22 protein-coding genes are annotated in these 25,785 nt (G+C 42.6%); 7 read left to right on the top strand and 15 right to left on the bottom strand.

What is annotated here, in order from left to right:
- Positions 1-8: 8 nt before the first annotated feature.
- Positions 9-1,073 (bottom strand): hypothetical protein, encoded by a 1,065-nt coding sequence (locus ACDJ59_RS00305; protein ID WP_340912923.1) that lies wholly within the window; start codon positions 1,071-1,073, stop codon positions 9-11.
- Between the two features lie 479 nt (positions 1,074-1,552).
- Positions 1,553-2,710 carry a Gfo/Idh/MocA family protein gene (locus tag ACDJ59_RS00300; RefSeq protein WP_413407252.1) on the bottom strand — a complete coding sequence of 386 codons (1,158 nt, stop codon included), beginning with the start codon at positions 2,708-2,710 and terminating at the stop codon, positions 1,553-1,555.
- Positions 2,711-2,818: 108 nt separating this feature from the next.
- Here ACDJ59_RS00300 and ACDJ59_RS00295 point away from each other — a divergent pair, with 108 nt between their 5' ends.
- Complete coding sequence (locus tag ACDJ59_RS00295; RefSeq protein ID WP_413407251.1) at positions 2,819-3,694, top strand: AraC family transcriptional regulator; 876 nt, start codon at positions 2,819-2,821, stop codon at positions 3,692-3,694.
- Between the two features lie 74 nt (positions 3,695-3,768).
- Here the strand turns inward: ACDJ59_RS00295 and ACDJ59_RS00290 are convergent, their stop codons facing one another.
- Positions 3,769-4,518 carry a DUF3600 domain-containing protein gene (locus tag ACDJ59_RS00290; protein WP_413407250.1) on the bottom strand — a complete coding sequence of 250 codons (750 nt, stop codon included), beginning with the start codon at positions 4,516-4,518 and terminating at the stop codon, positions 3,769-3,771.
- Entirely contained in the window at positions 4,505-5,092 is a 588-nt protein-coding gene (locus ACDJ59_RS00285) for a sigma-70 family RNA polymerase sigma factor (protein WP_413407249.1), read from the bottom strand. The genes ACDJ59_RS00290 and ACDJ59_RS00285 overlap by 14 nt, the downstream gene beginning before the upstream one ends.
- An 864-nt stretch (positions 5,093-5,956) precedes the next feature.
- Here ACDJ59_RS00285 and ACDJ59_RS00280 point away from each other — a divergent pair.
- Genes ACDJ59_RS00280 through ACDJ59_RS00260 form a run of 5 tightly spaced genes read left to right on the top strand, consistent with a single transcriptional unit; the run spans position 5,957 to position 9,515 of the window.
- Positions 5,957-6,460 (top strand): DedA family protein, encoded by a 504-nt coding sequence (locus tag ACDJ59_RS00280; RefSeq protein WP_413407248.1) that lies wholly within the window; start codon positions 5,957-5,959, stop codon positions 6,458-6,460.
- A 44-nt stretch (positions 6,461-6,504) separates the two neighbouring features.
- On the top strand, positions 6,505-7,071 hold the full coding sequence (locus ACDJ59_RS00275) for a class I SAM-dependent methyltransferase (protein WP_413407247.1): 567 nt from the start codon (positions 6,505-6,507) through the stop codon (positions 7,069-7,071).
- Between the two features lie 57 nt (positions 7,072-7,128).
- Positions 7,129-7,809 carry a response regulator transcription factor gene (locus ACDJ59_RS00270; RefSeq protein ID WP_341008854.1) on the top strand — a complete coding sequence of 227 codons (681 nt, stop codon included), beginning with the start codon at positions 7,129-7,131 and terminating at the stop codon, positions 7,807-7,809.
- Positions 7,810-7,858: 49 nt separating this feature from the next.
- Positions 7,859-8,902 carry a sensor histidine kinase gene (locus ACDJ59_RS00265; protein ID WP_413409676.1) on the top strand — a complete coding sequence of 348 codons (1,044 nt, stop codon included), beginning with the start codon at positions 7,859-7,861 and terminating at the stop codon, positions 8,900-8,902.
- Positions 8,903-8,936: 34 nt separating this feature from the next.
- Positions 8,937-9,515 (top strand): class I SAM-dependent methyltransferase, encoded by a 579-nt coding sequence (locus tag ACDJ59_RS00260; protein ID WP_413407246.1) that lies wholly within the window; start codon positions 8,937-8,939, stop codon positions 9,513-9,515.
- 4 nt (positions 9,516-9,519) lie between these two features.
- Here the strand turns inward: ACDJ59_RS00260 and ACDJ59_RS00255 are convergent, their stop codons facing one another.
- The 5 genes from ACDJ59_RS00255 to ACDJ59_RS00235 form a co-directional block, all read right to left on the bottom strand.
- Positions 9,520-10,302, bottom strand: coding sequence for an SDR family NAD(P)-dependent oxidoreductase (locus ACDJ59_RS00255; protein WP_413407245.1), 783 nt, complete (start codon positions 10,300-10,302; stop codon positions 9,520-9,522).
- An 89-nt stretch (positions 10,303-10,391) separates the two neighbouring features.
- Positions 10,392-10,970, bottom strand: a complete 579-nt coding sequence (locus tag ACDJ59_RS00250; RefSeq protein ID WP_413407244.1) for a TetR/AcrR family transcriptional regulator — start codon at positions 10,968-10,970, stop codon at positions 10,392-10,394.
- A 55-nt stretch (positions 10,971-11,025) separates the two neighbouring features.
- Complete coding sequence (locus ACDJ59_RS00245) at positions 11,026-12,024, bottom strand: NADP-dependent oxidoreductase (protein WP_413409675.1); 999 nt, start codon at positions 12,022-12,024, stop codon at positions 11,026-11,028.
- Between the two features lie 175 nt (positions 12,025-12,199).
- On the bottom strand, positions 12,200-13,285 hold the full coding sequence (locus tag ACDJ59_RS00240; RefSeq protein ID WP_413407243.1) for an alkene reductase: 1,086 nt from the start codon (positions 13,283-13,285) through the stop codon (positions 12,200-12,202).
- A 60-nt stretch (positions 13,286-13,345) separates the two neighbouring features.
- Positions 13,346-14,104 (bottom strand): SDR family NAD(P)-dependent oxidoreductase, encoded by a 759-nt coding sequence (locus tag ACDJ59_RS00235; RefSeq protein WP_413407242.1) that lies wholly within the window; start codon positions 14,102-14,104, stop codon positions 13,346-13,348.
- Positions 14,105-14,397: 293 nt separating this feature from the next.
- Here ACDJ59_RS00235 and ACDJ59_RS00230 point away from each other — a divergent pair, with 293 nt between their 5' ends.
- The gene (locus ACDJ59_RS00230) at positions 14,398-15,606 is read left to right on the top strand and encodes a DUF418 domain-containing protein (RefSeq protein ID WP_413407241.1); all 1,209 of its coding nucleotides are present in this window, start codon (positions 14,398-14,400) and stop codon (positions 15,604-15,606) included.
- Between the two features lie 434 nt (positions 15,607-16,040).
- Here the strand turns inward: ACDJ59_RS00230 and ACDJ59_RS00225 are convergent, their stop codons facing one another.
- The 6 genes from ACDJ59_RS00225 to ACDJ59_RS00200 all read right to left on the bottom strand — a co-directional run bounded on the left by ACDJ59_RS00225 (position 16,041) and on the right by ACDJ59_RS00200 (position 25,781).
- Entirely contained in the window at positions 16,041-19,430 is a 3,390-nt protein-coding gene (locus ACDJ59_RS00225; RefSeq protein WP_413407240.1) for an S-layer homology domain-containing protein, read from the bottom strand.
- 15 nt (positions 19,431-19,445) lie between these two features.
- Entirely contained in the window at positions 19,446-20,465 is a 1,020-nt protein-coding gene (locus tag ACDJ59_RS00220; protein WP_413407239.1) for an LCP family protein, read from the bottom strand.
- A gap of 42 nt (positions 20,466-20,507) precedes the next feature.
- The gene (locus ACDJ59_RS00215) at positions 20,508-21,206 is read right to left on the bottom strand and encodes a hypothetical protein (protein WP_413407238.1); all 699 of its coding nucleotides are present in this window, start codon (positions 21,204-21,206) and stop codon (positions 20,508-20,510) included.
- 38 nt (positions 21,207-21,244) lie between these two features.
- Positions 21,245-23,029, bottom strand: a complete 1,785-nt coding sequence (locus ACDJ59_RS00210) for an acyltransferase family protein (protein WP_413407237.1) — start codon at positions 23,027-23,029, stop codon at positions 21,245-21,247.
- A 167-nt stretch (positions 23,030-23,196) separates the two neighbouring features.
- Positions 23,197-24,324 carry a hypothetical protein gene (locus ACDJ59_RS00205; protein ID WP_413407236.1) on the bottom strand — a complete coding sequence of 376 codons (1,128 nt, stop codon included), beginning with the start codon at positions 24,322-24,324 and terminating at the stop codon, positions 23,197-23,199.
- The gene (locus ACDJ59_RS00200; protein ID WP_413407235.1) at positions 24,321-25,781 is read right to left on the bottom strand and encodes an ATP-binding protein; all 1,461 of its coding nucleotides are present in this window, start codon (positions 25,779-25,781) and stop codon (positions 24,321-24,323) included. Before ACDJ59_RS00200 ends, ACDJ59_RS00205 begins: the two co-directional genes overlap by 4 nt.
- Positions 25,782-25,785: the final 4 nt, after the last annotated feature.

Below are 25,785 nucleotides of genomic sequence, written 5' to 3'. Positions count from 1 at the left end.
TGCCTCCATTAATCCGCTAAAATTTTACTTTGGTCTAGATCAAAGATTCTATTAAGCCCACTTTGCTTCGTTCGAATAGCGCCTTCTTTCGCCTCACGGATATGATCATCCAGTGTAAATTCAGGCTTAGTGTCAATATACCCAATCAGTACAGTACTTGAGGCTTCAACATCAATTTTCATCCTTATGGAGTTAGCCAGCTCTGCTAATGGTAAATTAGAACTTGTTATAAGAGCTACAATGACATCACTTTGGTAACGTCCAGCAAATCCACTACCTTCCAAAGCCCTGCCCACGGCTCTTCCCGCTCTCTTAAAGGACTCTTCCTCCGAAATGTGGGTTGGATTCTGAATTTCTATGTATAATACCCCTACTGTCTTCCCTTTGGATAAAGCTTGATTAGCTTGATGAATAAAATGTTTTTGCGTGAACAAACCTGTTACTTCATCCCGTGTTGATGTGTATGTCGCTGCTTGCATAACCCCAATAATTTTTTCAAAAATCATCGTGAACACTATGAAGCTAACAAAAACACTCAAAATCAAACTAAGTTCTGCCAATAGTTCATAACCTGTAAATGCGCCCGAGAGATGCAACAATAGCTGCATTGCAAAAAGGATCGTTACCATAAAATACTGTGGATTTAGCCCGACATCCGGAAAAATCTTGATAAGTGTGTACAATGTCACACCTACTACAGAGAGAAACACTAAAAAGGAACTCATTTGTACGGGTAAGAACAAAGACATTGCGGCAGTAATCAAAGTAACCGCAGTTCCGCCTAAATGTACATAAAGTTTGTCTGTTCGTTTGTTGTAGTAAAGTCGAAATATCCCGATTTGAGCAATTATCATTCCAGCTGCATAGAGTGATATGAAAAACATATATGCAGACATGAGCTTATGAGGCATCAGAGCCATACCCGCATTTGCGAATAACATTAAAGAAAAAGCTCCCAAAAACTTTAAGTATGTTGGGTTTCGCCATTTCCTGTACATTAAAAATCCAATGATAAATAAAACAATATTAATAGACAACATAGAACCGATTGTTAACTTCCCAAAATCCCCCATGTAGTTCTTTTAACCCACTTTCTTGAAAATTATGTAATTTCATGAATTTTACAATTCCAATTTTTCATTCATTTTTCCCATTTTAAATATAATCAAATTCTTATCTAATTTGGTTCTTAGTACCTAGCATTTGGATAAATAAGTAACAGTAGATTAAATAATAGACCCATTTCAGCAATTTTACAACATATTTTTGTTATTTATGACCAATTGTACCTAAGAATATAGTCCTTTATTTTCACAACAGTCCTAGACATTGTTTAGTTCAGATCCGAAATTCCCTTTTTCATTTCCAATTAAATTGAGAGGTAATGAAAAACAAGAAAATTTCCAAGTATGTATCCAACCAAAAAAACTGCCAGATCAATTGATCTAACAGCGTTTTCTTGGATATTTCACCCACTTGTTCTATAGTTTTTCATAATGCTCTTATCACAAAATAAATGATTAAATAGTCTAAAAAACACTAAAAATTTGCATTAAAAATCCAACTTCCGCCCGAGTGTAATACTCGAATCCTCGAAGTTGTCCACCGTCGTCTTTTTTTCATAAAAGTGTACGGCATGTTGCATAATTCCTTCTCTTGTGTAAAACGCGTCTTCCGCCCCTAGTGGAAAAACAACCTTCTCTCCCGTACTTGCCGACTTATAGATACCCACAATCAGTTCAAGCGTATTCCGACCACTTTGGCCATCCACCAGAAGGGGAGATCCTGTCTCAATAGCATTTAACACATTCTCAACTTGCCCAGCGTGACCGACATGAGTAACATCCGGTAATTCGTCAGCGAGCTTCTGAATCTGGTGTTCCAACTCTCGATTCGGTTCCGGAAATCCGTTATTCCGCGCGGTAGAAGCGACCACTTTCCAAGGTGCAGATACCCGGGCTTCTTTGCCCTGGAAAATTAACTGTTGCTCCTCTCCGTGATGTACGACGGAACTGGTAATCATGCCAAGCTCCCCTTCCTGGAAGCGAAGCATCGCCATGGATATATCCTCAACTTCGGCATTATCATGTGCCGTATTTGCCATCATCGCCTGTAATTCCACTGGAGGTCCCATCATCCAGAGCATGGCATCAATATGATGCACCGCATGATTAAGGGTACAACCTCCGCCTTCTTTTTCCCATGTCCCGCGCCACCACAGATCATAATAATTGTGGCCCCGCCACCAGAACGAATCAACCTGCACATGTACAATCGGTCCCATCCGTTTACTGTCCAGCACACCTTTTAGCTTCATCATTGGTGTCGTAAACCGATTCTGTGCTACTACGGATAGCAACTTGCCACTTGCTTGCGCTGCTCTCAACATCAGATCCGCTTCCTCCAGGGAAGATGCCATCGGTTTTTCGACCAACACATGCGCACCTGCTTGCATGAAATCACAAGCAATGGGAGCATGCGTATATGGCGGCGTACAAACTGATACCAGATCAATGTTTTGGGCGAGTAAATCTGTGTAATCCATGACAGCTTGTGCACCTTCCAGACCATATTCATTAATTCGCTTCTGTGCTTTTTCCACGTAGATATCGACCACAGCAACAATCTGACATCGCTCAGGGAATGCCAAATATGCTGAGATATGTGCTCCACTAATAGCACCTGCTCCGATAATCGCCACTTTTAACATCGTTACATACCTCCCTTATTCCCTTCACAATACACAATAATAAAGCGCTTTTATGCGTTCATCTTGTGCTAAAATAAAACTATCTTGCGCATGATAAGGGAGGCATTCATGAAGTCCATCTTTCTGGGAGAACAATTTAATCTGGTCTGTCGTCGTACATCCAACACTACGTCTCGCGAAGTATTCCATGCTCATTCGCAGCTGGAGATAACCTATATTCACGAAGGATATGGGCAGTTGATAACCGAAGGGCAGGTTTTCTCCCTTGAACCCGGTATGCTCATGATTTTTCGACCTTTTCAATTGCACCACATCCAGATTCAAGTATCCAGACAGCAGCCTTTCATTCGAAATGTACTCATGGTTGAACTTGATCTACTGAAGGCACATTGGCCCCAATTTATCGTTACTCACGACTTCATACAGGATCTGTTGGAAGAGCAATCCCCCATTCAGCCCATCCGACTTGCTGCCACATCCCCACTCGTTCAACGAATGGAACAATATGCAGATACGTATCCAGGTCTGCTTCCTCACGAAATAGAGGAGGATACACTCCTCTTTTTATTGGATCTGCTCGCACAACTTCGCTACCTGTGGCAAGATGGGCAGCAACGCTGCTCCGAAGATGTATTCTCGTCCAGTGCTAACGTTCTTCACCCTCATGCCGAAGCCATCATGCAATGGATTGAGCAGCATTACCAAGAGCCTTTTCGTTTGGAGCATATCGCAGATACTCTTCATCTGTCCCCCTATCATCTATCTCATGTATTCAAAAAAGCGACTGGCACCACCATCGTTGCTTATGCTCAAGCTACCCGCATTCGTCATGCCTGTGTGTTGCTCACCCGTTCCTCGCTCACCGTTCCCGAAATCGGTCACCGTGTCGGTATGACCAGCCCCTCTTACTTTTGCAAAGTATTCCGTACTACCACAGGCTCTACACCACATCAATATCGGCTGAAGGTGCAGGGGAGGAAGTAATGGATCACAGCAACAAGAAAGAAGCGAAAGAATTCACTTCTCCGCTTCTGCTCCTCTTTCACAGTTCACCCGATTCACCGCACATCAAGCCCCAACCGTTTCAAATAGGGAATTAGGCGTCTCTCTAGCTGCCTTAAATCATCCTTCTGTTCCGCTGACAAGCGTTCCTCCTGGATACTTCCATCCTTGTCCATCACCATAACTTTGTATTTTTTCATTTGTTCATAGACAGACTTGAACTCAAGATATTGTTCCTTGGTAAATGTCTTTTCTGCCTGTTCCAACTGTTCCGTCCAAAATTGCTGCTCGTCCATCAGTTTTTTGGAGGACCCTACACTCACAGCTTCCAGCTTCTCAAAAAACGGTTCCAGCTCAGCTACAAGAAGGTTATATCGTTCCTGCTCCACTGTATTCCACTGCTCTGGATGCATATTGCCCTGAGAATCTGCATACTTCACGGCCATTTGCCCTAATTGCTTCAGCAAGTCCATATATTTAACAAATTCTTCTTCACTGAAATGGGCCTTGGCCGTCTGCAGCTTTGCTTCCAACCTCATATAATCCTCAGCTGTTCCCCCCATAGCTGTGATGTTTTCCTGTGAACCGTATATTCCGTCTGCGAGATAGGTGTACCCTGCGTAGGCTCCGGTGGGAATAATGAGTACAGCAGCCAAGATCCCCGTGACCAGCCATTTTTTTCGATTTTTTCTGATGTGTGAATCACTTCGAATACCATCCATCATTTTATGTTTAATTCTCGCAGGAACGGACCAGTCTTTGGTTTCTTCCTGGTAGGCTGTTCGCAACTGTTCATCGAGTTTCATGCAGATCCTCCGCCTTTCCCCGCAATCTTGGATTCATCTTTTCTTTCTGTCTCAACTTCGCCAGCGCCGCATGTATACGCGATTTTACGGTTCCAAGCGGAATTTCCAATATGCCAGCAATCTCCTCTTGCGTGTATTCATTCAAATAATGAAGTGTGACCACCTGCTGCAGCTTGTACGGTAAACGGTGCACCTGTTCCAGCAGAGGACGATTTGCCAGTTTGTTGATCAGATCAGTGGAAAAATCATATTCCATACCAACGTCAGATTTCTCGATCCGCTTACCAAACCGAAACTGCATCAATCTTTTGCGTCGATAACTCTGAACCTGTCGCATCGTCACCCCCATCAACCAGGGACGAAAAGCACGCTCCGCATCATATCGCGCCAATGATCGATACGCCTGAATGTAAATCTCCTGTACTACATCCTCCGCGTCAGACTTGTCCTTGATGAGAAATCGCACAGTTTGATATATCCTCGTCACTGTTTTCTCATATAATTCTCCATATGCTTCTTCATGCCCCGTCCGTATTAACGTTACAAGTTCTATGTACTCATCTTGCTCACTCATTATCCATCCCCCTCCTCCTTACACTATATATTGGCATGCCAGCATCATAGCGTTCGATTTATTTATTGAATGAGTAGGCATGGCTGAATCTGATACAAAAAAGACCTATGGTGTTTATCATGATATAATATACCTAATTTTGATATAATTGGAGGTTCTGCATCTGAGTTATAAGATCCCCTTTGGTCTTTTGCTATTATCTATTTCGATCATCGGATTTGTAATCGCCAGAACCCACCTTGAGGCCTACGCCACGGTATATAGACTTATTGGAGTTTTGGTTATCATATCGTCTTACTTCTTTTTCTTTCGAAAGCGGATGTAAGGGAGTAACTTAGCAGGGGTGGTCACTACTGTTATGAAACTTTTCAGCAAATTGTACTCAGAATATCTCCTGATTCCACGACCTCTACGTTTGTTGTTTTTGTGGGGATGGATCGTTTTGTTTTTTGTTGCTGGTGTCAAATTCAGATGGTTCTACTTCCTACAATAAACTGATTTCAAAAAGTCCGTCCTCATGGTACATATAAGAAGAGCTGAGTCGTCATTATGACGTCTCGGCTCTTCTTTTATGCTCATTTTTTCCGTACAGATAAAGATATTGGTATTGAATCTGTGCTCGCTTATACGTTCCTTTTCGAGACAAACTTTACTTGATATTCAGAAATTCGTGTCACTTGATCACCGCTCCTGAATAGTTCCACCTGATTAAGTCTTGCCAGTACGTGGGCAAGGCTTTTTTCTCTTGCACGTAGTTGTTTGGCTTTGCTTATGTATTCTTTAGATTTTCTTCAGATTTATGCTCATTAATTCCTTAGTTTTTTTCATTATGATTGCAACATCAACAAGAGAGGAGGCAAAACAATGATCAGTAATACGATCTTAGAGCTACTTCACCAGTATGGATATCTGATTTTTTATTTTGCCTTCTCATTAGGGCCTTTCGGCATTCCAATTCCAAATGAGATCACGATTATCAGCGGTGCCATTCTGAGTCACACAGGAGTTATCAATTCATGGATCACATACTTCTGTATTTTATCTGGACTATTAACGGCCATTACCTTTGCTTATTTTGCAGGGAAGTTATTTGGAAGCAAGATAAGACACAAGTTTCAACATCATAAACACTTCGTCAAGGCTGAACTGATTCTGAATAAAAGTGGCAATTGGGCGATGTGCATCGGTTTGTTCATTCCAATTGTGCGTTATGTTCTCCCTTTGCTTATTGGAATGAGCGGCGTGCAATATCGGAAATTTGCTCTCATTTCATATTCCAGTGCTTTGTTATGGACCATCACCTATTTTACAGCAGGAACTTACTTCGGCGGTCCCATTCTATCTACGCTGCAATTATTCCATTTCTAACTGGTTTGATAACATACCATCACATATATGGAGGAACCACAAATATGAATTCTAATGAACCCATTTTATTTCTGAAAAGCTTTCTTCAAAGCCCTAAACATGTCGGCAGTATCATACCCAGTTCCCGATTTCTCGCAAGTAAAATGGTGAAGCAAGCCTCTTGGCTAGAGGCAAAAGCAGTCGCCGAACTTGGATCGGGTACAGGTCCTATCACTCGCTATATTCATCAACAAGTACAGGATTCCACCAAAGTCCTATTGTTTGAGATGAACGAAACGATGAGGAATACTCTTAAGACGGCATACCAGGAGTTCTCCTGTTATCCAGACGCCGCTCGATTGGTAGAATCCATGAATCAAGAGGGCGTTCAGCAACTGGATTACATTTTTAGCGGATTGCCGTTTTTCAACTTTGAGCCTGAATTAAGAAATACGTTGGTAGACCAGATCTATAAGGCACTCAAACCTGGAGGATTATTCATCGCCTTTCAATATTCACTTCAAATGAAAAAAACATTATCCGAACACTTTATCATCGAAAAAATAGAATTAGTGCCTTTGAATATCCCACCTGCGTTCGTTTATGTCTGTCGCAAAAAGGAAACAATTTAAACATTCCGGACTATCGTTTACACTGATGTTATCCTAATTTTTAAGGAGTGTTGAATTATGAATACCGTTCTCGTTGTTGATGATGAACCCGATATCCGGGATGTCATTCATGTCTATTTACGTAACGAAGGATATCAGGTCATTGAAGCAGCCAATGGTGAGGAAGCGCTAAATATTATCAAAACAACATCGGTCCAACTCGTAATACTGGATGTCATGATGCCCATCATGGACGGAATCAAAGCCTGCTTCAAAATAAGAGAAGTATCATCCACTCCGATTATAATGCTATCCGCCAAGGAAGAAGACATTGATAAAATCACTGGCCTGACTACCGGGGCTGACGATTACATGGTCAAACCGTTTAATCCGCTAGAATTGCTGGCTCGCGTCAAGGCTCAGCTGCGACGTCAAACACTGATCGGGAAACCAGAATCCAATTCACTTATTTTGATTAAAGACCTTGTCATTGATACGAGTAAACATTCTGTGAAGCTCAAAGATAATGACATTTCGCTTACACCACTGGAGTTTTCCATTCTGGTGTTACTTGCAAGCCATCCCGGACAAGTATTTAGCTCCGAGAAGATTTATGAGACCGTGTGGAAAGAACCTTATGGATATTCAGATAATACCGTGATGGTCCATATTCGTAATCTGCGAGAAAAGCTGGAATTGAATCCAAGAGAACCTCAGTATATTAAAACGGTATGGGGAGTGGGTTATAAAATTGATTAAACGATTACCACAGTTTAAAAAAAAGATACAGATTAACATTCTATATCAAATGTTGATCAGTTTATTGATTTCGTTTGTTGGCTCTGTGGGTGTAAATAATATGTTAATCATAGCTGCCGCAAAAATTAGTGAAAGATTTAATTGGCCTTCGCTTCTCTACATCTTTCCTTATGTTCTAACACCAATCTTCATCGTAATTTTCACGTTAATTTTTTTGTTTTTCACACGAAAAATTGTGAGAGATCTCATTACACTAGAGCAAGGGCTTCAAATCATATCTGAAGGAAATTTGAATTACAGGGTGCCCGTTAATCGACAAGATGAACTTGGGCGCGTCGCTTCCAACATTAATCACATGACAGAACAGTTAAAGCAACAGATTGCTAAAGAACGTGAATTGGAGCAATCCAAGATGGACCTAATCACTGGCATCTCACATGACCTGCGTACACCGCTTACCAGCATAATTGGCTATATTGAGCTTCTCAAATCAGAATCATTTCAAGACAAAGCGGAGTATGACCGTTTCATACAAAACACCTATAACAAAGCAACGCATTTGAAGAAGTTACTCGATGATTTATTTGAATATACGCGTCTTAACGAAGTGAACACCCAATTGGATTTAAAAAATGTTGACCTCTGTCAGCTATTGGACCAATTGTTGTTTGAATTCGAACCTTTAGCTCAGGAGCATGGGATTCGTATTGAAAAAACACTCGGTAATGCTCCAATCATGGTTTCCCTGGATAGTGATAAGATCGCTCGAGCCATCGACAATCTCCTCATGAATGCACTCAAGTATTCCTTTAAACCGGGCACGATTCATGTTCGAATGAGTGTGCAGCATAATCACGTTACCATTGAAGTAGAGAATAAAGGCATACCACTAACGATAGAACAAAAAAACAGACTGTTTGATCGCTTTTATAAGGTGGATTATTCGAGGAATAGCGAAGGTATTCAATCAGGATCTGGTCTGGGACTTTCTATTGCGAGAAACATTGCGGATTTACATCAGGGGACTTTAACACTAAAACATACGCGTAACGTATTTATATTCCAACTAAGCTTGCCTTCTAACATCCAGTGAAACATCAATAGCATTGATAATGGAGGATACCGCGATGAAAACATCCGAACCACTTCTTTTCCTGCAAGGATTTCTGAGGAACCCCAAACGAGTAGGCAGTCTCCTGCCCAGTTCCAAATTTCTAGCCCGTAAAATCGTCCAGTCTGTACGATGGGATGAGGTTAGAAGCATTGCTGAGCTCGGGCCAGGAACAGGTGCCGTCACACGTCTCATGAGAGCACATTTACCGAAATCTGCAACCGTGTTTTTATTTGAAAGAGACCCCAAAATGAGAAGTAATCTGAAGAGAATATATCCTGAATTCATGTTCCATTCCAATGCATCCTATCTATTAAAAAGGATCAATCAAGAATATATCCATCAGTTGGATAGCATCATTTGCGGACTGCCCTTTTTTAATTTCTCCAGAGAAATGAGACAAAACATCCTGTCACAGATCCATACAGCGCTCCGACCTGAAGGCACGTTAGTGTTATACCAGTACTCACTTCATATGAAGCAACGATTAGCTGAGTTATTTGAGATTGAGAAGATTCAATTTGTACCCTTGAGCTTCCCTCCTGTTTTTGTGTATGTTTGTCGTAAAAGACAAGATGAAGGACACACTCTATAAATGTTTAATGTCCTGTCTTGTCCTGTGAGGATCTAATCATGCGGGTCATCATCTTACGCGGCAACAACCGCGGCATAAACGCGATGAATCGGTTCCGAGCACCAGGCATAATTAATGTCTTGCCACGCAAGAAGCCTTGATACCCTTCTTGCGCCACCTGTCCAGCTTCCATGATCGGGCCCTGCAACATCTTCGAGACACCCATACCCGAACGATCAACAAATCCGGTAGATGTCAGGCCTGGGCACAGTGCTGTCACCGTAACCCCAGTTCCGCTTACTTCATTCTCCAAAGCCTCAGTGAACGATAGCACGTATGCCTTTGTTGCATAATATACCGACATCATCGGTCCAGGGAAAAAACCTACCAACGAGGCCACATTCATCACACCGCCGTGCCCACGTTGGATCATATCCGGCAAGAATAGCTTTGTCATGACGGTTAAAGCCTTGATATTTACGTCAATCATATTAACTTCTTGTTCCAGATCCGTTTCCATAAACGTCCCGAACAGACCGAAACCTGCATTGTTGACAAGATAGTCAACAACAATGCCCCTTTCCTTCAGCTCATGATAAATCTCCTGTGGTACCCCAGGTGCCGCTACATCTTTGGCAAAAACCGTCGCCTGAATACCATACTTTTTCCGATACTCCTGAGCTAGATCCTGTATTTTACCCTCACTGCGAGCTACCAGTACAATATGATGTCCACCTTTGGCAAACCGATCTGCTAACTCTTTACCGATCCCACCCGATACGCCTGTGATTAGTACTGTCTTTCTCATGTCGTTACCTGCCTCTCTTTTCTATAACATATGTTTCATCTGGAACACCTTTATTAGAACGATCATTCTTTTAAAGTAAAAAAAATAGACTACCTTAGTATGAGATCCATGGATAGCATTGCTATACGAAGCAGTTTTTCCTTGGTCATCGAAGTCTTGGCCATCCCCCTTAACCCAATGCTTACGTTATGCAGATATTCCGCCAATACCTCGGCGTTGTACTCCGTTGTGAATTCACCTTCTTGCTGTCCCCACACCATAATGTCCTTAATTAGTTTCTCCGTATTTCCAAACATCTCCGTTGATCGGTTGTTCATGTCTTTATCGCGTGCCGCCAATTCTACCGTTGAATTAACAATGAAGCAGCCTGATGCTGGAGATTCCTCTCCATGAATTAAAGAACAAAATATAAACTGAAGTGCTTCAGTTGCCGTTTTGGAACGCTCTACGCCTGCTGCAAGAGCGGAGCTGATTTTGTGATCATACAGATCTACTGTCTTTAGAAACAAGGTATGTTTATCGCCAAATGTGTCATACAAGCTTTTACGATGAATTCCCATATGATTAACCAGATCCCTCATAGACGTCTTCTCATAGCCTTGTTCCCAAAAAAGTCTCATCGCTTTATCCAGTACAACAGACTCTTCGAACTCTTTGCTTCTCGCCATTGGCTTCCCTCCTGTTCAGAAAACGAACATTGAAATAACATGCCCTCGTTGGGCATTAAAAGGTAAGAATGACTTTCCCCTGGGAGTGACCCGTGGACACTTTAATCAGTGCTTTTTCAATTTCATCAAACCTATATGTTGAATCGATCGAAGGTTTGATATCGTTCTTCTCTATAAGGGTTGTGATATTCTCCAATTGGCTTCCACTGGAGTGTACAAACATGAAGCGATATTCATTTTGGTTCTTACGTGCCATAGAGTCCAGACGAGCACCCACAAGTCCAAACAATGCTTTTTTCCACATCGGAAAATGGCTGTCCGCTGCAAAACGATAATTGGGCCCCGCTTTCAAAGAAACTAATTTCCCCTGTGGTTTCAAAATGCTCAGTTCAGCTTTGATTTCCTCTGCACCCAAGGTGTCGATCACATAATCGATATCGGACAGGATATCAGCATAATTCTCTTTTTTATAATTAATAAATTGATCTGCTCCGATCGACAGTGTACGTGATCTGCCTCTTTCGCTGCCACTTGTAATCACCGTTAGCCCCATGGACTTGGCAATCGGGATAGCCATCGCACCGAATCCCCCGGTTCCGCCAGGTATAAACAACTTTTTATTCGGTTCCGCTCGGAGCACATCATGCAATGCTTGATACGCGGTCAGGGCAGTAAGGGGTACTGCAGCAGCTTCGATAAAAGACAGATTTTCAGGCATCATGGATAAAGCATCCTCATGTACAGCCGCATATTCAGCAAAAGCACCAATTTTATTTAGTGGCAACCTCGTATAAACCGAATCCCCCACTTTAAAATTCAAAACATCATCACCGACAGCTTCAATGACACCCGATAATTCATTCCCTAAAGTTAAAGGTAACGTATAGTCGGCAATCATCCGAACACTACCATTCATATTCAAGATATCCAGTGGATTTACACCCGCAGCTTTTACTCTGACGAGGACCTCACGGCTATGAATCTGAGGTATCTCAATATTATTGATTTCCACCTGGATTTTTTTAGAGTATTTCTGTATTTGAGCTGCTCTCATCATTTATCCTCTTCCTTTGCTTATAGACTATATAAGTTGAACTAAAGATTATTTAAACTGACACTGCGATGACAGAATAACCTTCCAATCGCTGTTATCGTGTAAATAAGTAGTTCAACTTATGTAGGAACATGGCGCGCAATGTTCAGTTGTACGCCATGCTCCATGGTTTGTGCTAGTGCTTTCCCTCATTCGACTTTAATTCTTCCAACGTAGGATAATCCGTGTAGCCCTTACTTCCCAATCCAAAGAATGTTGGCGGATCTGCTTCATTGAGTGGCGCACCTTGTTGAAGTCGTTCCACCAAATCTGGATTAGCTAAGGACCATACACCTACAGGTACCACATCAGCGAGACCACGATCTAAATCGACACTGAGTTCCTCCAAAGTTCTTCCAGACCGATTGACCAACAATGGATTTTGCCAGATCGAACGAATGTCTTGGAGCAGTTGTTCATCTCTAAGATGCATAACATGAAGGTAAGCCAAATCCAATTGAGCCAATTCTTTTACAAGATAGCGATAGAGTTCAGGGCCTTGTTCGCCATCTTGAATTCCACCCAGCGGTGTGCCTGGTGAGATACGGAAGCCTGTCCGTTCTGCACCTATTTCCTCCACGATGGCTTTGGTTACTTCAATCGCAAAGCGAGCACGATTTTCAATAGATCCGCCATACTCATCTGTGCGTGTATTCGAATTTTCTCCTAAAAATTGATTGATCAAGTATCCGTTGGCCCCATGAATCTCAACGCCATCCGCCCCTGCTTCGATCGCTGCGGCTGCTGCTTTTCGGAAATCGGCAATGTTCGTTTGAATATCCTCCTGACTCAATTCCCGGGGAACGGGGATATCCTGCATCCCTGTAACTGTAAACATTTCTACACCCGGTGCGATTGCTGATGGAGCAACCGGTTGACGATGATGCGGGGTATTTTCCGGATGTGACATGCGACCCGCATGCATTAATTGGATGTATACATATCCGCCAGCTTCATGCACCGCATCCGTTACCTTTTTCCATCCATCAATATGCTTATCGGTGTAGATGCCAGGTGACCACAAGTATCCCTGTCCATCATCGGAAGGTTGCGTTCCTTCCGTAATCAGAAGTCCCATCGTTGCGCGCTGAGCATAATAAAGTGCCGCCAACTCTCCAGGTGTACCATCTTCTTGTGCTCGACTGCGTGTCATAGGTGCCATCGCTAGTCGATGAGGCAATTCCATATTGCCAATCTTTGTTTTACTCCATATCTTTTCCAATCGAATGTACTCCTCTTCTTATTTGAGATTTTGTAAATGTATCCTCGGGATTCTGCTGTATTAATTCAATTCTGAAATCACCGGGTAGATCGCACCTGTCAGTTGGAACTCATAGTTCTGGTCTACAATTCCTACGACCACTTCATTGTGATCATACAGATCGATCATGAAGCCTGCCATTTCTTTAGCTGTATGGTATTTGGGCATATTCGCTTTGTAATCAAATCCTTCAGCATCTATTGATTTTTGCACAAATTCTGTTTCCGTGATCGCTGGTGCCAGGATCTTCGCTTTAAGTTTTGCACCTTTCAGTTCCAGTTCTTTGGCAAGACCTTCTGTGAAGGCACTAACGTAGTATTTCGATGCAGAATAAGCTACACTGCCTACAGCAATAGCATATCCAAGTGCGGAGGAGACGTTAATCAACTGAGTACCTTCGACATTCGCATAATCTCGCACATACAGTGTAGATAGAATGGTCAAAGATTCGATGTTAACACGCAGCATGGTCTCCACTTTATCCAAATTCTGTTCAGCAATGAACGAGCCTTCTCCAAGTCCAGCGTTGTTGATCCAAGTCTCAATTTCATATTCCTTCAAATCGTTATACAGTGCGTATGCCTCTGCGGTAACAGACAAGTCGCTTGTATGAACGATAACATTTACTTTAGGGTCGATACCCTGAATAGTCGATTTAAGGTCTTCCAGCTTATCCAATCTTCTAGCTACCAAAATCAAGTTTTTGCCACGTGCTGCAAATGCCAATGCCGTTTCATATCCAATTCCTGAACTTGCTCCTGTAATTACGGTGTATTTCATCTTATTCCCTCCCTCATATTCTTTAGATTAGTATAATTTCAGTTTTGAGAACGATCGTTCTTTAATGTGTAAAAAAAAGTAGTTAGATCTAACTTGCTGTTAGCATATCATTTCTAGAACGAACAGTAAAGAATTATTTTAACTTTGGATTCTTCTTCTCATCACGTTGAAATTCTTCTCTGTGACATTTTGTTTACAAGTTGATTAAACTTTGGCGACATGTGCCACATATAGTGGATTAGTACAGCTGTAACAAGTACGAACGTACATATTGAAACAAGGAGGAATACGAATTGTCATTAAAATTTCAGTCGCCGGACGAATCCGGCCATGAAAACGAGGATAAGGTAGATCAGATCCAATCCCGTTCTCAGAAAAAAAACAAGGATACTCAGATCAAGAAGGGCGACTCCCGTGGATCGGGGCGTCTTATTGCGCTCGATGCCGTAAGAGGTTTAGCTGTAATCGGCATGTTTATACAGCACTTTGCAATGAACCAGTGGAACGGCAACATCGTATCAGGCAATACAACATTATTATTTGTTCTATGCGGCGGAATCTCCTACTCAATCATGGCACAGCGCATGAAAGAACGTGGTGCGGCTGATAGCTCATTTCGGGGAAAAATGCTTGCTCGGGCTGTTTTTGTTGACGTGATCGGATACATATTGATTATGCTCAATATCCCTTACGGTATCATTTTACCGGCCTATGCAGCCATGTTTGTGTTGGGATTAATTTTGGTTGGGCGCTCTATCCGAACATTGGCAACAACAGCGGTCAGTTTGACTGTGCTAGCTCCACCTCTGATGTTACTCGGACAAAGCGCGTTCTCCGGATCATTCCTGCTTGCAGACATTACTGGCGGTCCTATGTCCTCCATTGCTCTTGCCCCTGCTTTTGTTGCAGGAATGGCCATCGGACGTTTAGATTTAACCCGTAAGCGTGTTTCTCTCTCACTGGCTTTTGGCGGCTTGGTCATGCTAGTTATCAGTAAATCACTGGCTTCGAAGGTTCTACCTGAACTTGGTCGCTCATTTGAAACATGGCTAGTGAGCGTCCAAGGTGTTGCGGCTCAACCCGACCCATATGCAATCTGGCCTTTAAACGTAGATTCGCCGATGTGGCATATGCTGTTGTGGACAGCCCCGCATAGTGCATCGACTTTCCAAACCATGACAGGACTTGGGATTGCGTTACTGGTGATAGGGCTTGCTTTCCTTATACCAAAGAAAGTAAATGTTCTTTTACAACCATTTGCTGCGGTTGGCCGTGTTGCGTTAACGATGTATGCGATACAATTCGTATTTGTATGGATCCTCTCTCTATCAGGAATCAATTATAGTTATGGCGAGCTACCGTTCGGCGATCTGCTAGTCGTCATCGTAACGTTAATTCTAGGATGGTTGATCTCACGTCTGGGTACGGGTCCACTCGAGTCATTAATGCGATATTTCGACCGGATATTTAGTCCTTCTTCTCCCAAAATTAACGTTTCTTAGAATTACTTTGCTTCATCAGTGTATACAAAGTTCAACAGGCGACCAATCCTCGGTATTCCCGGCGACTGGTCGCCTGTTTTGTTTATGCAGCAGAATAACTGAAATAGCCTGTTGCTCATCCAAACCGCTCGAATTGCATTCGTATCGTACCTCGTTCAAGCAATACTTGCTTCATCGTCCGTTTCTTGGCCTGCAAAAGCTCATAGCCTTGAACGGAGTGATGAGCTTTACCACCCGTTATTCAAAACGAAGTGGTTTTCATTCAGGTGCCAACAGGTCTTGGACTCACTTTGAAGACACATCCCCCCGTCTAGGTGTGAAAGTAGCGATCATGCTGAAGTAAGTAAACGTACATAACACAAAAGGGACGAAGCTGGATATTCCCAGCTTCGTCCCTTTTGACTTATCGTTTTTCATGTTCATGACGGATGTTATTACAGGTCATGATTTATAAAATGCTTCATACGACTGATCATTACTGCGGCTTGCGCACGATTGGCAAGCTGTTTGGGACCATAGTTTGACACGGATACACCTTGAATGAGACGAGCCTCAGTGAGGTAGGCAACGGAATCTCTGGCATAGGGCGCGATCAGGTCTTTGTCAGTGAATTGTTCCAGCACTTCAGTCGTATTGCTGGTTGAGACCTCTTGCTTTAGCTTGAGCGTGTTAGCCACAATTTGAGCCATTTCTTCTCTTGTAATGGACAATCCTGGCTCAAAACGATCCCCTCCGACACCTTCAGCCACCTTTGATTCTACTGCTGCTGTGACATACGTATGATACCAGCTTGACGGTGGAACGTCTTTGAATGTTACTTTTCCTTTGGACTCTGGTATATCAAAAGCTCTTACAATCATCGCCACGAATTCCGCACGAGTAACTGGTTTCAGCGGTTCGAATCGATTTTTCCCAGTTCCTTGCAGCACATCTGCATCTACCAATTCACGAATTTCACGACCAGCCCACGATTCAACGTTTTTTAAATCGCTGAATTTAACATCTGATCCAGATGATTCGGATGTCTCATGTACAGCACTGAATATAGAATTGGCCAGTAAACGGTACTGATGCTGTGAATGGCCAACATTCGTCAAATCATTAGAGAAAACAGTTATATTTTTATGATTCCCTCTATAAGTGAAGGCCATAATCTGACCTTTAGCGGAAGCATGTCCAGGCCACCAACCTGCTTTATAAAAATTATCTTTTTCACTTATTTTAGCAAGGATTGTTGCTGTTTTCGGTACAGACGTAATATAAGAACCGGATACCGTATAGAAGTATTCCTCTTTATTATAGGGTGCAGTGATCATTTCATCTTGGTTAACATCAGACGCAAACACTCCTTCATAGCGCTCCCACTGAGGCCCGGCAAATGTAAAGTCAGGAATCAGGTCTTTCACATTGGTCATTCCCATGTTTCCGTAGGCAATATATGGCTTCCCCTTCTCCACAAATGCAGAAGATTCGAAGGTATTGACCAGGATATCGGCCTTGTCTTGATCTTGGGTTACATTAAAGCCTAGACCCTCGAGCACAAACGCCGACTCCCCTAACGCGGAAACAGTTAAGCTCTGCAGTTCTTTCCCGCTAGGCTTGCTGTCACCGAACGCTTTTACATCCAGAAAGTATTTGGAAGCAAGCGGACTCAGGTCAGTGGTTGAAACAACGAAATCGCCGGCTTGATCCCCTGTGTCACTTGATGTTAACATAGTCACGCTTTTTCCAGCTGTGAGCAGTTCATTGACAGCCCTAATGGCATCGTTATTGCTGTTTCGAATGAGTATATAAGCCGTGTTTGCTGGCATGGACGTTGCCGGTACCGATACGGACGTCACAGGAATCGTCTTGTTAGCAAATACGTGCGGCTCTCTAATGACATAGCGATCAAATCCCCGAAGATTCGGGAAGTTCTGCACAATCTCTCCGGCAACGAACTCATAATCGGATACGTCAATTCCGTCATACAAAACCAGGTTAGCCATACCACGCAGAGCTTGATGCATGTTTACAACGAATGATCCTTGAGGATATGTCACGCCATCAACGGTGATAGCTTCAGTAGAACGTTCCACCTTAACCCCGTTCCGAAGGAAATACTCGATCATGTGATACGTCTCAAGAGCATTCTTTTGCACACTTTCATCCACCGGCAGCACATAATATTCCGGAAAAAAATTGGAGTTCCCTTCACGTGGGCGGCCAATTTCCTCATGTTTGGCATTAATCAAATATGGATCTACTGCATGATCGTCGATGTTATCAATGCCTCGCTCATAGATGTGAAGTTGGTTTAGAAACAGTTTTTCTTTATTATCCATCACATATGCTGTAGCAGCTGCTGTACTATAGTACAGTGCCTTTGTGGATTCTTCATTAAACTCTGGAATTTCCAGTGTATGTCCCAGCGCTCCATGATGCATAGCGAATACGGCCGTGTAGGCGGGAGATGCATCGTCCCACCCTGAAGAGGTACCTCTGGAAACATAGGTTGGATCCTCCGCCGTTTTGCGATTTTCTTCGTAGGGGATGTGATAATAATCATACTTCGTGTTAGCGATGCCCGCTTCCCCCATAACCTTTGCTTGTTCCAACATGCGATCAATCAGAAGATCATATTCCATATTCGGATCATGAGGCGGTGTAGCTGGCTCAATTAGAAAGTTGCGATCGTATCCGTGTAAATCCAGGAATGAAAGAGGAGACCACTTGGCTATTTGTTCCGTAACACTCCGCGTCTCCGGCTGCGTCTGGTAGGAGTTGTCTCGATTCAAATCGAAATCATTGGCGTTCCCTCGTGTTTGATGGACACGACCATCTGGATTATTCGTATAAACAAAGATGAAAAATACATTATTTAAAGCATCGTCTACATTGAAACTTACTTTGTCAGGTTTACCATCCGTTGAAATGGTTCGAAATGTTACTTTTTCATCTAATGAAGTTGACTTGAAATAGTTGAAAATGGCATCCACGCCAGGAGATTCATTGGGGTGAATATTGTTGACCCAGATGGGGACAGCATAGTCACCGAATGCACCTGATTTGATATCTGCCTGTAATCGCTTGGGGTCATTCAACATGGCCGGATGGGTTACATTTTCGTATTTGTCGATCGTATTTTTGTCTTTGGCAACGATGGTTAGATATATATCCCTTCCTTCAACCGATTTTCCAATGGAGGTCGTTTGAATGTATCTGTCATTTTTTTGAGCTGCTTGTGATGTAACTTCGTCGATCGCTGGCTTCAATTCGTCATAGGTCAGGTAACTGGCATATGGTGTCAGTTTCACAGGTGCCTGTGCGATCGCTTTTCCATTTGCTTTGACGGTCAGATCATATGTGCCCATTAGCGAAGCAAAGAGCGGACGTTGCAATTGCGGTTCCGCCAGATTGGTCGTGCCATAGACCAGGTCGAAGGTAATATCAGCTGTAAACTGACGACCACTTACTTTCTCATGTGAAACGCGTATAAAAGATGGACCTGTATAATCTTGTTGCTCAAACGTCTTCCATTCGGATAACGGTTTTCCACCGTACGTCCATTCTATTTTTTTCGCATCCACGCCTTCGGGAAGGGTGAACTTGACTTGAATGGTTCTTTTCTCCGTCATCGATGCGATATTATGGTTCATCACTAATGGCTGAACTTCCGAATGCTTTTGCAATGCCTTCTCCGCCTTCGGTTCACCTGTTGGCGAGTTTTGTTCCGTATTCGAATCAGATGCTGCAAAAGCAGTGCCATGAGCTATTGTACTCATTAAAATTGAAAGCGAGGCAAAGACGGCCCATGCACGCTTTTTTGTTATTTTCTTAAACATGTTGTTCCTCCTAGGTTACTTATCTTGGTGTATTTCCTCATTAGTCATTGCTTTTTGCTCTGTTTCAACTGTATCTACAGGGTTAGACTCCAACAGGTCCCGAACATATTCTTTTAGATGAAGGTTGCTCGTTACAGCCAGTACCGCTGCCCTCCCCACATAGGTCTCCTTGAGCAGTTTCATTGGAGGAATTTGCTCGTTTGACTCGATCTTACTCTGGTATCCTACCGATGCCAGTTTCCACATATCATTTACGGACAAGTTCGTATCAATATACGGACTCACCTCCTCAAGTATGACAGGCAGCTTCACAAGAGAAGTTGTGTTTTTCATTTGTTCTACAATCTCATTCATCAATTCCCGTTGCCGTTTGGTTCGTGAGTAATCGGACATCGCATCATGACGAAAACGAACATATTGCAATGCTGTTTTGCCATCCAGATGCTGCTGACCTTCTTTCAGATTAATGTCATACTCGTAATTGTCAGCTTTGCTCTCATAGTTCATATCCTTTTCAACATAAAAATCAACTCCGCCTACAGCATCCACAAGTTTAATGAAGCCTTGAAAGTCGGTATACACGTAAAATTGAATTGGAATTCCAAGTAGTTCACTTACCGTATTCATGGCTGTTTTTGGGCCATGTGTAATCGCCGTATTGATCCGGTTTTTACCGTGCTCCGGAATATCGGTGTAGGTGTCGCGGAGAATGGATAACACATGAATACTTTCGCGGACCGGGTCCAATGAAACAACCATCATACTGTCGGATCTAGGAACCTCCCCCTTTTTTAGACCACGAGCATCCACACCCATTAATAAAATATTTACAGGCTCTTTACCCGCCCATTTGGGAGGTTCGATGACATGCTCTTCGCTCGCTTTCACCTCATAAAAAGGCGAGTCTTCCTGCTCCTTACTGAAACTATCCAAGCCTTTATAGATCGCTACTACATAATAAAGTCCCAAAGCAATGATCATTAAAAAAATCATTACAGATGTCCATATTGCGATTTTCTTTGTTTTTAAAGACATTTCGATACTCCTCTCTCTCCTAGACAATCAGCAGCAACCATCCTACTTTTGTTCTAAAGCTTGTATGAGTAGATCAGCATAAAACCTGCCGCCGTCGGGTTTGAGATGGACTCCATCTTTGTAGAAATAATCTCCTTTTCCTTCGCTCGCAGCGTACCAGTCCACAACTTGCGCATTATCGAATTCTTGAGCCACATCGTTAATCGTTGAATTGACGCTATCTTGCCATCCTTTTGGTACTCGTGTTGTCACGACAATGACCTGTTTGGCATCAGATAAAGCTGTTAACAAATGTTGAAGGTGCTTTTTGCTAAATGGACCATTCGTTCCAAGCTCAATAATGATGCGGTCGCCCAATTTCCCTTGAGCCTTCAATTCACTCACGGTGGATTCAGCTTGAGACATCTGTCTTCCTACTTTTCCGTCAACGTTGATTTTAGGCAGCTTTTCTTTCAGATAAGGCTCGATGCCCACAGTTACGGAGTCCCCTATGATCGTAACCCCTTCTCCCTCAGTAGATAAGACATCCGTCTTCTGTGAATCATTCGAACTTGCGTTATTGCTCTGTTCGGGCTGAGTCTGATTTGAAATATATTTAGTTGCCCCCATTGCCTGAGCATCTGACTCTTCTTGTTGAGCATTTGTCGTATCCAGTGAGCGAAACCCCATATAACCCAAGATCATAATCAAAAGAGCCAGTCCCCATACCATCCACGCTTTTCGTGCCTTATTTTTATTCATAATGGATTCATCCTTTCTAAAATCACAAACGGAGTCGTTTATCCTTGATCTTCTTGAATATGTTCAACCAATACAGAGGCATAAAACTGAGCTCCCTCTGGCGTTAGATGAACACCGTCATGATAAAACAAATCATTTTTATTCTCACTGGCAGCATACCAATCGATAATTTTCACGTTCGGATATTCACGTGTGACATCCTTAAGAGCTTCATTCACGGTATTTTGCCAGTTTTTCGGAACGCGGGTCGTAACCAAGTAAATTTTTTTCTCACCTTGTAACGAATCTAGCAGAGAACTCAAACTGGATTGATTAAATGCACCATTTGTACCCAGTGCAATCACGATTCGATCCCCTAGCTTGTCTTTTGCACGCAAATCTTCAATAACACTTTGGGCCTGAGACATTTGTCTGCCAACCTTTCCGTCAACGACAATTCCGGGTAGTTTTTCTTCCAAAACGGAGGCAACGTTCAAAGCAAGAGAATCACCGATGACGGTAATCCCTTCTCCCTTTACCATAGGGACAGGGGCAGGGATCTCTTCTGTATTGTCAGTGTTCAATTCCTGCTGGTTGTTTGAAGTGACTTCTTGCACGATGACTGGTTGCACTGACTCCGATCTGACCTTGGTCTCGTTCGTGATCCAGGACTCGACTCGAAATAAGGCAAGGAGTGTAAAAGTAAAAATAATAGCAGGCTTGAACCAGTGATGACTTCGTATGAAGCGAAGCTGAGCTTTAACTCCCACTTTCCGGATCGGTTCTTCAATCCAAGTGTAGGAAAGTATCGATAGGATGAACGTGATGATTAACTGGATCATGATCTGTAAAATGTTAAGTCTCTCATTTCCTGTCGGATGCATTAAAGTAATCACTGGATAGTGCCAAATATAGAGACTGTAGGATCGTTTACCTATCCAAGCTAGCGGTTTACATCCCAACAGTTTGGCTAATCGGCTGGCTGGTTGCGCGAGAACGGAAATAACTATAGCGGAAATGATAGATAAATACAGAAAGCCGAAACGGTAAAGCGAATCATCGTATTCATTCGTTCGGTAGATTAGAATCAGAAGGATAAGCAATCCCAGCCCACCAACACAATCAAGAAGCGTTCGAGCAGTAGGTGAGATTCTTCTGTTCAACTTCCAACTCGGCCAACCGACCGCCAAGGCTGCCCCAATAAAGATAGCGAATGCCCGAGTATCTGTTCCGTAGTAGACTCTGCTCGGATCAGTTCCAGGCTCGTACATGACAGCCATAGCTGTTGCAGATATGGAGGCCAACACAGCAATGTACACCATAAGTCTCCCTCTTCGTGGAGCGAACCTAATAGCCAGCAGTAGTACAACAGGCCAAACCAAGTAAAACTGCTCTTCAATCGAGAGGGACCAAAGATGTCCAATTGGCGAGGGTGGACCGAAGCTATCAAAATAAGATACGTTGTGAAATATGAGGTACCAGTTATTCACGTAAAATACAGATGAGATAAAGTCTCCGCTCAAGGACAGAAGTCTGGTGGGATCTGTCACAATGAGCCATAGTGCAACAAACATAAGCATGCTGATCATGGCAGGCAACAATCTGCGGAGTCTCCTTATCCAGAAATTCCAAAGAAATATGTTTTTGTGCATCTTCCACTCCAAGAGAATTTGATCCGTAATCAGATAACCGGACAGTACGAAAAATATGCCAACTCCCAGCAACCCGCCCTGCGCCCACTTGAAATCAAAGTGATAAGCAATGACGGCTAGAACAGATATGGCTCTCAAGCCATCTATTCCAGGCATATAACGTTTAATTGTTAGATTGTTTTTCCCGTTCATTGTGTTCATCCCTTGTCTGTTTATGGGCTCTTGATGCTCTTTAATCATGTGGTTTGGATGTCGCCAAAGTTTGATCAAGATGTAAACAAGTTGTAAACAAGTGCTCAGACAATAGAAAACCCCATTATTACGGGTAATCCGTAACAATGGGGTTTAAGGAAATGACATTATTTGAATTCAATGATAAATGAAGGTCCAGCTGCAAAGTCAACTTGTCCAGGTTCTGAATGCGTATAACTCTTTTGGTTTTGAATTAAGAGACGGCTACTATCTGTATTCCAATACATCGTTGTTGGCACAATGCCATGATACACAGGTTCGTTAAACAGTATATTTCTTCCTTGCATTTTCCCTACATATACGACATCTTCATCACGCAACGAATAGGCAATGAATTTCTTGTCCTGAGAGATTTCGAATATAGAGACTCTCTCCAAAATGATGGATAATTCGCTATTCCGCTGATCGTATTCATATAGTGTACCGTCCGTTCCAAGAAAAACAAATTGATCATTGCTGATCCAAGCAGGATTTTGCTCCCTACCGATCTGTCGCACATATCTTTTCTCAATGGTTTTGTTATTTATTTTACCGAGCAGAACGTTCGTTTTGCCCGAATGCATGGATTCAAATAATACACTACGCCCGTCCTCCGAAACATTCATGCCTAGGAGCGTACCTCCTTCATCAATATCCTGAAATTCATAAACTTGTAACGTTCGGGACTCCATATTGTACAGCCGCAGACTGGCTTTGTCGCTGCCAGAAGAGTCCAGTACGAGATAGCTTAAATATTTACCATTGTTAGACCAAGATACATCTTGAAGGAACTTGTCTTTAGTGTTAACTGTGTCAACCGTCGCTTCTTGACCATCAGCTAATGAAAGTATCTTAATGTTCACATCTAAATTAGTGTTATACATCTCAGTAATATATTTACCATCAGGGGATAGTATCGTTTGAACATTATTCGTGCTCAATTCTTTGATATTGTTGCTCTGTTCAAATGGTTGATCTAAACGTGTTAATATCGAACGTTCAGGAATGCTGGCAGTCTTGTATGAACCAATGATCGAATGAGATGAGGACCACCCCAACCATTGTCCCATGTACTCATCTGGCAATCTATATATTTTCTGGACCTGCACTGGACTTGAGCCTGGATGCTGAATATCTTCAGCGTCGTTGCTGGAAATGATAATCGTTTCACTTTGATGTCCTACACTACAACTCGTCAGCAGAAACAACATGAACAAAAGCGTCCAAGGCACCCTCTGCAAATAGTTCTTCATCACAACTGTTCTTCACCTCTGTCGCTTTTCAAACTGTCGAACTCTACAGTAACGACCATATAGTTATTTTGACTGACAATAGAAATAGAGCCTTCTAGTTCTTCAACAATGGACTTAACAATACTTAGCCCAAGACCAACGCTACCCGCCTCAGAATCTTTGGGGTGCGCCAAATAGAATGGTTGGAACAGTTTGGTAAGTTCATCGGCGTCGATTGGATCACTCGGATTGCCAATGTATATACGTACCTTCCCTTCTTCTTGAACTCCTCTTACGGATATTTCAGCAAAAGCAAGACTGTACTTGATCGCATTATCCAGCAGGTTAATAAAGAGTTGACGTATGCTATCGGTTTGAGCTAGTAGATACAACTCACTTTCAATGTTAACCACAATATTTTTTTTATATCGTTGAGCACGGATGCTCATCGATTCACATACATCGCGAAGAATAGCTCCAACCTCAACGCGCTCTAACTCGTTAACATGTTGACGCGAAACTTCAAGTAGCTTAATTACCATCGCATGCAAGCGCCTGCTCTCTTCGATAATGTGGGTCGTTCCTTTCTCAAAAAATTCTCGATCCCGCTCTCCATTGGCCTTAATCAATTCAGCGTATCCTAATATTGAGGTTAAAGGGGTTTTAAGTTCATGCGTGATATTATCGAAGAAAAGCTTCTCTTGCTTGTGTAATTCCCTAAGTTGGTCACGATCCTTCTCAATAATGCGAATTTGAAGACCAATTTGATTGATCATATCGTTAAAGTTTTCAGCCAAACGGCCAATTTCATCTTTTCGCTTGAAATGGATACGGACGTCCAGATTTCCATCCTTCACCTCGGATGAGGCTCGTGCAAGTTTTCCAAGAGGAAGAGTAACATGTCTGGATAAAATATAGGAAAACAAGAAGGCAACGGAGAAGATTGCCAAAGTGATGTAAAGTATAATCTCCAATATTTTCCCACTTTGCTGATAAAGCAAGGTGAAATCTTTATAAAAGCGCAAAATACCTACTTTGGAACCATCCATGACAACAGGGTATGAGAACAACACGGATGTTTTATTGTCATTGTAATTGATGCTATACGCTGTCTTGCCTTCGATAGCCTCCTGTATATCATTTTCCTTTGCCTCCGAGAACAAAGATTGATCCGAAGCATACAGCAACTCACCATTAACCGTATAAACGCCAACACTATTTCCTGTAGAATGATTTAGCGTATTGCCTAGCTCCTCCGCCATTTCTCCGAAATATAGTTCATTATTTGAAAAATGGTTGATGAGGAACGCTTGGCGGACATACACGTTACTGTTGTTTTTGAGTCCAACCAATTCGCTGGTAATGAGGTTTTGATTTCCTGTTCGAGTGAACTCCTTAACGGTTTGATTCAATAAGACAAATGAAAAAGAGAAAATCAACAGGAATCCAAGCAGAAATTTAGTGCTTATTTTGTTAACCATATCT

This window comes from Paenibacillus amylolyticus (assembly GCF_047302515.1).
GTDB lineage: Bacteria > Bacillota > Bacilli > Paenibacillales > Paenibacillaceae > Paenibacillus > Paenibacillus amylolyticus_G.
Note: the sequence above shows the minus strand (reverse complement) of the source record. Positions and strands in the feature narration are given on the sequence as shown.